The organism is Streptomyces malaysiensis subsp. samsunensis, assembly GCF_024519315.1.
Lineage (GTDB): Bacteria > Actinomycetota > Actinomycetes > Streptomycetales > Streptomycetaceae > Streptomyces > Streptomyces malaysiensis.
Genome location: NZ_JANIIC010000049.1, coordinates 60,881 through 70,731 on the forward strand (window position 1 = coordinate 60,881; position 9,851 = coordinate 70,731).

Below are 9,851 nucleotides of genomic sequence, written 5' to 3' on the forward strand. Positions count from 1 at the left end.
CGGCTGTGTCGATATGCGGCTACCGCCGCGTGGGCGATCGGCCACGACGGTGCCGCGGATGATCGGCGGCAGGCAGGGCACTTCCGGCGGAGCGCTCAGCCCGTGGCGTTCCGCCCGGCGGGCGGCCCCCAGGAGGCCCGGCCCAGCGGGGTGAACCGCACCGGGGTGCCCGGGACGGCCTGCGCGGCGGCGGCCAGATACGCCTCCGGCACGACGCCCACCACCGGGTAGCCGCCGGTCGTCGGATGGTCGGCGAGGAAGAGCACCGGCCGTCCGTCCGGCGGCACTTGGAGCGCGCCGAGCGCCATCCCCTCGCTGGCCAGCTCACCGTCCAGGGCCCGCTCCAGCGAGGGGCCCTCGGTGCGCAGGCCGATCCGGTTGCTCGCGGCAGAGACACGGAAGTCCCCGGTGGCCAGGGTGCGCAGCCCCGCCGGGGTGAACCAGTCGTCGCGGGGGCCGAGCACCACGGGGAGCACCAGCTCCGGTGCCACGCCCCGGTGCGGGACCCCGTCCACACCGGGCACGGGCCCGTGCGGCGTTCCGAGCCGCAGCACCGCGCCGTCCACGAGCGGCGCCGGACCGAGCCCGGAGAGCACATCGGTGGCCCGGCTGCCGAGCACCGGCTCGGCTTCGACACCGCCGTCGAACGCCATATAGCTGCGCACTCCGTGGGCGGCGGCCCCGGCCTCCAGAAGCGCACCCGCCGGCACCCGTACGGCCGCTCCCCACGCGGCGGGGCGGCCGTCGACCGTGACCGGGCAGGGCGCGCCGGTGACCGCGACCGTCGCCGCGCGGCGCAGCCGCACCGCACAGCCGGTCAGCGTGGTCTCCAGGGTCGCGGCCCCTTCGGCGTTGCCCACCAGGCGGTTGGCGAGCCGGTGGGCGGGCTGGTCGAGCGCGCCCGAGCGGGGCACCCCGAGATGGGCATGGCCGCCGCGGCCCAGGTCCTGGACGGTGGTCAGTGCTCCCGGCCGTACGACGACGAAGGCGCTGTCGGTCATGGGGCCGCCCCTTCCGACGCCGCCTGCTCCGGGGTGGTCGAGTCCGGTGTTGTGTCCGCCGTATCCCATACCGGGATGAAGCGGACGCGGGTGCCGGGGGTGAAGAGCGCCGCCGGTTCCCGTGCGCTGTCCCACAGCACGGCGTCCGTGGTCCCGATGAGCTGCCAGCCGCCGGGGGAGGCGCGCGGATAGACGCCTGTGTACGCGCCCGCGAGGCCCACCGAACCGACCGGCACCCGGGTCCTGGGCGTCGCCCGGCGCGGCATGTGGAACCGCTCGGGCAGCCCGGTCAGATAGCCGAAACCGGGCGCGAAGCCGCAGAAGGCCACCCGGAACTCGGTGCCCGAGTGGATCCGTACGGCCTCCTCGGGCGGCACCCCCCACCGCCGCGCGACCTCGGCCAGATCGGGCCCGTCGTAGCGCACGGGCACCTCGACGATCTCGCTGTCGCCGCGGTCGAGGGGCGGTATCCGCCAGCCCGGCAGCTCGGCGGCGAGCCGTCCGGGGTCGGCGAGTCCGTCGAGGAACACGGTGCGGGCGGCGGGCACGATCTCGCGGACGGCGGGCAGCAGCCGCGCGGCGGCGCGGCGCAACAGCTCGGCGTGGAGCGCCTCGGCGGCCTCGCCGCTTTCGAGTTCGACGAGCAGCCCGTGCTCGCCGACGGGCAGGGTCCGCATGGTCATGTGAACGCCGCCACGCGCACCCCCGCGACCGTCAGCTCGGACCGTACCCGGCGGGCGAGGTCGGCGGCGCCGGGGGTGTCGCCGTGGACACACAGCGAGCGCACGTCCACCTCGATGCGCTGTCCGTCGATCGAGGTCACCGCGTGGTCGCGGGCGAAGCCGAGGGCGCGCTTGACCACCGTGTCGGGGTCGGAGACCACGGCGCCGGGCTCGCCGCGCGGTACGAGCGTCCCGGCGGCGGTGTAGGCGCGGTCGGCGAATGCCTCGGCGACCACCGGCAGCCCGGCCGCGCGGGCCGCCTCGTGCAGCCGGGATCCGGGCAGCCCCAGCACCGGCAGCGGACCGCCAGCGGCCAGGGTGACGCCCTTGACCACGGCGGCCGCCTGCGCTTCGTCGTGCACGCTGCGGTTGTAGAGCGCCCCATGCGGTTTGACGTAGTGCACCCGCGCCCCGGCGGCACGGGCGAAGATCTCCAACGCGCCGATTTGATAGGCGATCTCGTCGGCCAGCTCCCGCGGCGGAACGTCCATGCTGCGGCGGCCGAAACCGGCCAGGTCCCGGTAGGAGACCTGGGCCCCGATGCGCACCCCGTGCTCGGCGGCCAGCTCGCACACCCGGCGCATGGTCGAGGGGTCCCCGGCGTGGAACCCGCAGGCGACATTGGCGCTGGTGACGATGGACAGCAGGGCCTCGTCGTCGGTGAGCCGCCAGCGGCCGAACCCCTCGCCGAGGTCGGCGTTGAGATCGATGGACAGGTTCGCCAAGGATGCGGTCATATCCGTCCGTTCGGGCGTGGGGGATACGGGAGGGGCTGTGGGTGGCACATCAAGGTAAGCGATCGTTGAACGATCCGACAAGATGGTTGTTGTCCGGTGACGGTTTCTGGGCTTGACTTCTCGCTATACGGGACGAACGAGACGCCGAACAGGGGCTGATGTGGCGAACGGGGCAAAAGGTGCAAAGCGCCCATCCGGCGAGACGTCGGACGAGACGGCGGTGACCGCGGAGACGCCGGAGGCGGCCGAGGCGAGGGAGATGGCCGGGTACCCCCGGGCCTCCGATCTCGCCGCCGGACTCGAGGCCGACCGGGCGCTGCTGGGGCGCACCAGCACGGCGGAGCGCGTCGCGGACATCCTGCGCGACCGCATCGCCGAGGGGTTCTTCCCGCCCGGCACCCGGCTGTCCGAGGACAGCGTGGGCGGCGCGCTGGGCGTCTCGCGCAACACCCTCCGGGAGGCGTTCCGCCTGCTGACCCATGAGCGGCTGCTGGTGCACGAGCTGAACCGCGGGGTGTTCGTCCGCGTCGTCACGGTCGACGACCTCAATGACATCTACCGGGTGCGCCAGCTCGTCGAATGCGCGGCGGTGCGCGGCCTGGGCGACCCGCCCTACCAGGTGCGGGCGGTCGAGACGGCGGTCCTGGCGGGCGAGCGCGCCGCGCGGGACCGGGCCTGGCAGGACCTGTCCACCGCCAATATCCGTTTCCATCAGGCGATCGTCTCCCTCGCCGGAAGCCCCCGCGCGGACGAGCTGATGCGCGCGGTGCTGGCCGAGCTCCGGCTGGTCTTCCATGTCATGGCCGACCCCCGCCGCTTCCATGCCCCCTACCTGGTGCGCAACCGTCAGATCCTGGAGGTGCTCCAGAGTGGCGACGCGGTGGAGGCGGAGCGGTTGCTGGCCTCCTATCTGGACGATTCCCAGGGACAGTTGGCCGACGCCTATGGGCGCAAGATGTCCCGGCGATAGAGGTTTCCCAGCGGTAAACGATCCGGCGAGGCAGGAACAAGTTCGTTTCAGGCCCTTGTCGGATCGTTGAACGAACGCCTAGCCTCCGGTGCACCCGCCCCTGTGAGGTCCTTGTGCGCGGAAGGCGGGACGCATGATCGTTCTCCTTGGCGTCCTCGTGGTGGTCCTCGGATTCGCCACACGACGTAACCCGTTGCTGGTGGTGGGGGTCGCCGGCATCGTCACCGGGCTGCTGGCCAAGCTCTCGCCCCAGGAGATCCTGGCGGCCTTCGGCAACGGCTTCGCGTCCAGCCGCTCGGTGACGATCTTCGTCATCACCCTGCCGGTGATCGGTCTCCTGGAGCGCAACGGCCTCCAGGAACAGGCCCGTACCCTCATCGGACGGCTCGGCAAGCTCACCACCGGCCGGTTCCTCGCCCTCTATCTGGCGCTGCGCCAGCTCACCGCCGCCCTCGGCCTCACCAGCATCGGCGGCCCGGCCCAGAGCGTGCGGCCCATGGTGGCTCCGATGGCCGAGGGCGCCGCGGAGCGCCGCCACGGCCCGCTGCCCGACCGGATCCGCGAGCGCGTCCGCTCGTACTCCGCCAGCGCGGACACCGTCGGGCTGTTCTTCGGCGAGGACTGCTTCCTGGCCATCGGCTCGATCCTGCTGATCACCGGATTCGTCAACACCACCTACCACACCCATCTGGAGCCGCTCCAGCTGGCGCTGTGGGCCATCCCCACCGCCGTCTGCGCGTTCCTCATCCACGGCTTCCGGCTGCTGCGCCTCGACCGCTCACTGGACCACGAACTCGCCGCCCAGGGCGGCCGATCCGCTGCCGAGGGCAGCCGCACCGCGGAGGAAGCCAAGTGATCAAGGCGGAGTGGTTCTACTGGCTCGTCGGTGCCGTCTTCCTCGCCATGGCCGCCCAGATGGCCGTCGACCGCAGCAACTCCAAACGCCTGGGCTCGGCCGCCTTCTGGGGGCTGCTCGGCGGCTGCTTCTTCTACAGCAGCTGGGTGGTGGAGAAGAAGGCCCCGGCCGAACCGCTGGGCGTCGCCGTCCTCGCCATGGTCTGTCTGGGCGGCTTCCAGCTCACCGGGCGCGGGGTGCCGCGCACCACCACCCCCGAGCAGCGCACCGCCACGGCCGCCCGGCTCGGCAGCAAGCTGTTCATCCCGGCGCTCACCATCCCGCTCGTCGCCGTCGTCTGCGCGTCGGCCGTCAAGCACTGGCACATCGGCGGCGAACCGGTCCTGGAGGCCGGCAGCGAGACCATCCTCGGCCTCGGCTTCGGCGCGATCGTCGGGCTGCTGGTCGGCATGGTCGTGGTGCGCGAGCGGCGGCCCACCGTGCCCCTGCACGCCGGGCGGAGCCTGCTGGAGTCCATGGGCTGGGCGCTGCTGCTGCCCCAACTGCTCGCCGTACTCGGCTCCATCTTCCAGGAGGCCGGTGTCGGCACCCAGGTCGGCAAGATCACCGAACAGGTGCTGCCGGAGGGCCAGAAGTACATCGCGGTGGCCGTCTACTGCGTGGGAATGGCCCTGTTCACCGTCATCATGGGCAACGCCTTCGCCGCCTTCCCGGTGATGACCGCCGCCATCGGCTGGCCCGTGCTCATCGAGCAGATGCACGGGAACGCGCCCGCCGTCCTGGCCGTCGGCATGCTGGCCGGTTTCTGCGGCACGCTCGTGACCCCCATGGCCGCCAACTTCAACCTGGTGCCCGCCGCCCTGCTGGAGCTCAAGGACCAGTACGGGCCCATCAAGGCGCAGATCCCCACCGCCGGGGCGCTGCTGGTCTGCAACATCGCCATCATCTCGCTCTTCGCCTTCTGAAGGGGGCCGCTGTGACCCGAGTGCTTCTCACCGGTTTCGAGCCCTTCGCGGGCTCGGCCGTCAACCCGTCGTGGCAGGCCGTCTCCCTCGTCGCCGCCGCTCCGCCGCCCGGCACCGAGGTGACGGCCGTACGGCTCGCCTGCGTCTTCGGCACCGCACTTGAGGAGTTGGCCGCCGCCGTGCGGGAGACGGACCCGGACCTGGTGCTGTGCGTGGGCCAGGCCGGCGGCCGTCACGGCATCGCCGTCGAGCGGGTCGCGATCAACGTGGACGACGCCCGCATACCCGACAACGCCGGACGTCAGCCCATCGACGAACCGGTCGTCGAGGGCGGCCCCGCCGCCTACTTCGTGTCCCTGCCCGTCAAGGCGTGCGTCGCGGCCGTCCGCCAGGCCGGGATCCCGGCCGCCGTCTCGCAGACGGCCGGAACCTTCGTGTGCAACCACGTCTTCTACGGTCTGGCCCATCTCATCGCCACCGAGCGGCCCGCGCTGCGCGGCGGCTTCGTCCACCTCCCGTACGCGCCGGAACAGGTCGTGGACGGCACCGAACCCGCACTGCCCGCCGCCATGGCCGCCGACGCGCTCCGGGCGATCATCGGGGCGGCCCTGACCACCCGCACGGATCTGCGCATCGCCGAGGGGGCAACGCATTGAACGAGCCGAACGACCCGTATCAAGCGAACGAGCCGAACGAGCCAAGTGAGAAGGAGCGCGAATTCGGCCAGTACGCGGCCCGGTTCGCCGCCGTCGCCACCGCCAACGTCACCCGGGCCTACCCCAACTTCCCGGCGCATCTGCTGCGCGGCCCCGAGGACCTGGTGGAGCCGCGCCGCCACCACCCGGCCTTCTACGGCTCCTACGACTGGCACTCCGCGGTCCATATGCACTGGCTGCTGGTCCGGCTGCTGCGCCGCTGCCCCGACCGCGTCCGCGCCGACGAGGTCACCGCCGTACTGGATGAGCACCTTACGGCCGACGCCCTCGCCGCCGAGGCCGACTACCTGCGCGCCCATCCCTCGTTCGAGCGCCCTTACGGATGGGCCTGGCTGCTCGCGCTGACCGCCGAGTGCCGGAGCCTGCCGGGGCCCGCGGGCGAGCGCTGGGCCAAGGCCCTGGAACCGGCCGCCGACGCCGTCCGCGCACTGCTGGGCGGATGGCTGGAACGCGCCACCTACCCGGTGCGGCACGGCGTCCACACCAACAGTGCCTTCGCCCTCGGCCTGGTCCTGGACAGCGCGGCCGCGGCGGGTGTCAAGGAGATCGTCGAACCGGTCACCGAGGCCGTGCTCGGCTGGTTCGCCGACGACCGCGACGCCCCCGTCCACTGGGAGCCCTCCGGCCAGGACTTCCTCTCGCCCACGCTCACCGAGGCCGAGGCGATGTGCCGGGTGCTGCCGCAGGAGGAGTTCGCACGCTGGCTGGAACGGTTCCTCCCCGGCGTCGAATGGGGCGCGCCCGTCACCGTGCTCACCCCGCCCGTCGTCTCCGACCCCGCCGATCCGCAGATCGGTCATCTCCTCGGCCTCATCCTCAGCCGGGCCGCCGCGCTCCGCCGCCTGGCCGCCGCCCTGCCGTACGGCGATCCGCGGGCGGACGTGCTGCGGACGGCGGCCCGTGACCATCTGGCCGCCGGGCTCCCGGCCACCGTCTCCGGGGACTTCACCGCCGACCACTGGCTCGCCACCTTCGCGGCGCTCGCCCTGGACGGACCACCGGCCGGGGAGCCGTAGACTGACGGATCGGTGAGGTGCGGGAAACGCGCCGGTGTACACGCGTGCACGCGCGGGGGATCTGGTGCGGCATAGCGGGATCTCCGTGCCGTTTCGTACGTTGTCGGTGCGACCGCCTACTCTGTGCGACGTGACATCTCCACCGCCGGGGGCCGCCGCGCCCCAGCTCAACACCGCTGATGGGGCCGCCCGGCCGGCCCCGGGCCCGGCCGCCGACGAGGGCCTGGCCCGGCGGCTGCGCGCGCTCGCCTGCACCGCGCCGCTGCACGACCTCGACGCGCGCAAGGCCAACCTGGCGGGGGAGTACGGGGTGTACGCGATGGCGGAGGTCGCCCTCGCCGCCATCGACCTCGTCACCCTCCACATGGACTTCGACACCGGTGCCGACCACGAGCAGATAGTGGCCAGGCTGCTGCCCCGGGTGGCGGCCCAGGCCCCCGGGCGCCCCGCGCCCGAGCACGACCGGGTCGCCCGCTGGGTGCTGGAGAACCTGATCAACGTGGGCAGTGTGGACCGCGGCTTCCGCGCTGTTTACGGCACCTTCGGGCCCGATGGGGTCTATGTCCGCAGGGACTATGACTTCAAGCTGATCGAGGAGGTGCCCGGCCCCGGCGGCAGCGTCTATCTGCGCACCACCGACGAGGCGGTCAACGTCCTGGTCGGCGCCCTCGACACGGATGTCACCAGCGCCCAGATCGCAGCCGAGGTCAAGCTGGAGGTCCTCATCAGCCGGGGCCGCCTCGCCGACGCCCAACTCGCCGCGGAGCAGGCCCGCTACCGCACCGTGCAGTATTCGGAGACGCTGCGCCGCACCCTCGACGCCACCCGGCGCAACGTCCGCGCCGTCGACTGGCTGAGCACCGTCCCCGAGCTGATCAGCGAGGCGCTCGACCACGTCGCCGACCGCTACCGCCATGAGAACGCGATCCTCACCAACATCCGCAAGGCGCGCGACGAGGCCGAGAGCGCCGAGCACAAGCGGCGCGCCGCCGAGCTCGTCGACATAGTCAAGGACTGCATCCGGCGCCACACCCAGTTGCAGTCCCGGCTGCTGGAGGCCGGACCGCTGTTCCGCGCCGAGCAGGACCGCCAGGCCTTCGCACCCCCGGCCCCGCGCTCCGGATACGACCTGTACGGACAGCTGCTGGCCCCCGTGCTCCCGCTCCCCGTCGAGCGCGCGGGCCGGGTCACCGACGCGTTCTTCGCCCGCGGCACCGGGCTGCGCACCCCGACCTCGGTACGGATGGCCGACCTGGTCGAGATGCTGCTCACCCCGCCCGTGGAGCGCGAGCACCTCGGCGCCGAGATGCCCGAGCCGGACCTCATCGCCACCCCCGACGACAGCCGCTTCAGCGAGGAGCAGCTGGCGGTGGCCATGGAGCTGCTCGAGCTGCCCGCCGACGCCCCGCGCCGGCTGTCCGGGCTGCTCGCCGACGCCCGCCGCCGCGACCCCGATCTGCCGTATCTGATCGCCCTCCTCGCCGTCCACGCCGCCAGCCCCCCGGTCGGCACCGCCTACCGCCAGGGCGAGCAGCGGCTGCTGTTCGCCGTGGACGACGGCACCGAGCTGGACGACCACGAGTTCGGCGGCGCCGACCTCATCGTGGGCACCGCCCTGCTGGACGCGGCCGGTATGGCCGCCGACCGGGCGGAGGTGGCGTGATGGCGATCCGGAGTACACGCGGCTTCGGCTGCGGCGGTTCGGGCACCGCCCGGCTCCGCCACGAGGGCTCTCCCCGCGGAGGCCGTCCGCCGCGCGCGGCCGGGCCGCTTCGGCCCGCCGCCCGGTCGGTCCCGCCGTACGGTGGCGGACCGGCGGCCGCCCGCCCCGGCGGGGGCGACGGCCCACGACGGCGAGCGGCCGCGGCCGCGCCGGCCGTTGGCCCCGTATCAGCCCCGGCCCGCCGTATGACCGTGCCGCGCGAGGAGGTTCAGCCGTGACCGAGTACGACATCGACGAGATGACCCCGCCGGACGCGGCCCCCGCCCCGGCGGCGCCCGGGATGACGCCCGCCGACGCGGCCGACGCCGCACGGCTGGTGGCCTTCGGGCTCCAGCCCAAGCTGCTGCCCGCGCGGGACGTCGAATACGCCGAGCTGCTGCGCCGTCACCGCGACGAACCGGCGTTCGCGCGTCTCACCGACGCCGTCGCCGCCGGGCTCGGGCTCATCGTGCTGGAGGTGTCGACCCGCGCCGGAATGGCGGTCACCGCCGCCGAGGACTCCGTCTTCGCCGTCCGCATGGGCGACTACGCCCGCCGGGCCGCCACCGACTCCGCCGACCGCTTTCTGCACGGCCTCGCCCATCTCGCCGTCGCCGCCCTGGCCTTCCCCCGCCCCGAGGACCTCGCCGACGACGGCTATATCGGCCGCGTGACCGTCAACGGCGTCGACGCCTTCGTCCGCCAGGCGTGCCATCGGCTGGAGGAGCGCGCCGAGGAGCAGGGGGAGAACACCGACCCCACCACCGGCGCGCCCGGTCTGGAGTCCGCCTGGCGGGTGTACGCCCGGCGCAGCGCGACCGGCGCCACCAAGGACGCCCGCAGGCTCGCCGGTTCCACCACCGGCATCGTCGGCAAGGCCGCCGCCTTCCTGGTCGACTCCGGCTTCCTCCAGCGCACCGGGGACGAATCCGGCGGCACCTACCGCACGACCGCCCGCTATCAGCTCCAGGTGCGCGACATGGCGGCCTCCGCCGCCATGGCCGAGCTGCTGGAGCTCGGCGTCGTCCCCGTCAGCGACGGCGGGGCGACCCTGCTGCCCCCCGACGAGAGCGACGACCTCGACCTGGTGGCCGACGCCGGTCTCCCGTTCCACTCCTGAGCGCCGCCCCTGCCCCCCGCCGACATACCACCCCTTACGACAACGA

10 protein-coding genes are annotated in these 9,851 nt (G+C 73.3%); 7 read left to right on the forward strand and 3 right to left on the reverse strand.

Annotated elements, in window-relative coordinates; genetic code table 11:
- Positions 1 to 95: 95 nt before the first annotated feature.
- Genes NQU54_RS33690 through NQU54_RS33700 form a run of 3 tightly spaced genes read right to left on the reverse strand, consistent with a single transcriptional unit; the run spans position 96 to position 2,460 of the window.
- Positions 96 to 1,001 carry a 5-oxoprolinase subunit C family protein gene (locus tag NQU54_RS33690; protein ID WP_257634346.1) on the reverse strand — a complete coding sequence of 302 codons (906 nt, stop codon included), beginning with the start codon at positions 999 to 1,001 and terminating at the stop codon, positions 96 to 98.
- Positions 998 to 1,684, reverse strand: coding sequence for a 5-oxoprolinase subunit PxpB (pxpB, locus tag NQU54_RS33695; RefSeq protein ID WP_257634347.1), 687 nt, complete (start codon positions 1,682 to 1,684; stop codon positions 998 to 1,000). The genes NQU54_RS33690 and pxpB overlap by 4 nt, the downstream gene beginning before the upstream one ends.
- Positions 1,681 to 2,460 carry a LamB/YcsF family protein gene (locus tag NQU54_RS33700; RefSeq protein WP_100808102.1) on the reverse strand — a complete coding sequence of 260 codons (780 nt, stop codon included), beginning with the start codon at positions 2,458 to 2,460 and terminating at the stop codon, positions 1,681 to 1,683. Before NQU54_RS33700 ends, pxpB begins: the two co-directional genes overlap by 4 nt.
- 259 nt (positions 2,461 to 2,719) lie before the next feature.
- Between NQU54_RS33700 and NQU54_RS33705 the strand changes: the two genes are divergently transcribed.
- From NQU54_RS33705 to NQU54_RS33735, 7 genes are all read left to right on the forward strand, one after another.
- A complete protein-coding gene (locus NQU54_RS33705) occupies positions 2,720 to 3,430 on the forward strand; it encodes a GntR family transcriptional regulator (RefSeq protein WP_257634363.1) in 711 nt (236 codons plus the stop codon).
- A gap of 133 nt (positions 3,431 to 3,563) precedes the next feature.
- Positions 3,564 to 4,286: a DUF969 domain-containing protein gene (locus NQU54_RS33710; RefSeq protein ID WP_069871424.1), complete on the forward strand. Its 723-nt coding sequence runs from the start codon at positions 3,564 to 3,566 to the stop codon at positions 4,284 to 4,286.
- The gene (locus tag NQU54_RS33715; RefSeq protein WP_079256545.1) at positions 4,283 to 5,251 is read left to right on the forward strand and encodes a DUF979 domain-containing protein; all 969 of its coding nucleotides are present in this window, start codon (positions 4,283 to 4,285) and stop codon (positions 5,249 to 5,251) included. The genes NQU54_RS33710 and NQU54_RS33715 overlap by 4 nt, the downstream gene beginning before the upstream one ends.
- An 11-nt stretch (positions 5,252 to 5,262) precedes the next feature.
- The gene (gene pcp / locus NQU54_RS33720) at positions 5,263 to 5,907 is read left to right on the forward strand and encodes a pyroglutamyl-peptidase I (protein ID WP_257634348.1); all 645 of its coding nucleotides are present in this window, start codon (positions 5,263 to 5,265) and stop codon (positions 5,905 to 5,907) included.
- The gene (locus NQU54_RS33725; protein ID WP_257634349.1) at positions 5,904 to 6,983 is read left to right on the forward strand and encodes a DUF2891 domain-containing protein; all 1,080 of its coding nucleotides are present in this window, start codon (positions 5,904 to 5,906) and stop codon (positions 6,981 to 6,983) included. Before pcp ends, NQU54_RS33725 begins: the two co-directional genes overlap by 4 nt.
- A 130-nt stretch (positions 6,984 to 7,113) precedes the next feature.
- Positions 7,114 to 8,646 carry a hypothetical protein gene (locus NQU54_RS33730; protein WP_257634350.1) on the forward strand — a complete coding sequence of 511 codons (1,533 nt, stop codon included), beginning with the start codon at positions 7,114 to 7,116 and terminating at the stop codon, positions 8,644 to 8,646.
- 298 nt (positions 8,647 to 8,944) lie between these two features.
- Positions 8,945 to 9,805 (forward strand): hypothetical protein, encoded by an 861-nt coding sequence (locus NQU54_RS33735; RefSeq protein WP_306279341.1) that lies wholly within the window; start codon positions 8,945 to 8,947, stop codon positions 9,803 to 9,805.
- Positions 9,806 to 9,851 lie beyond the last annotated feature (46 nt).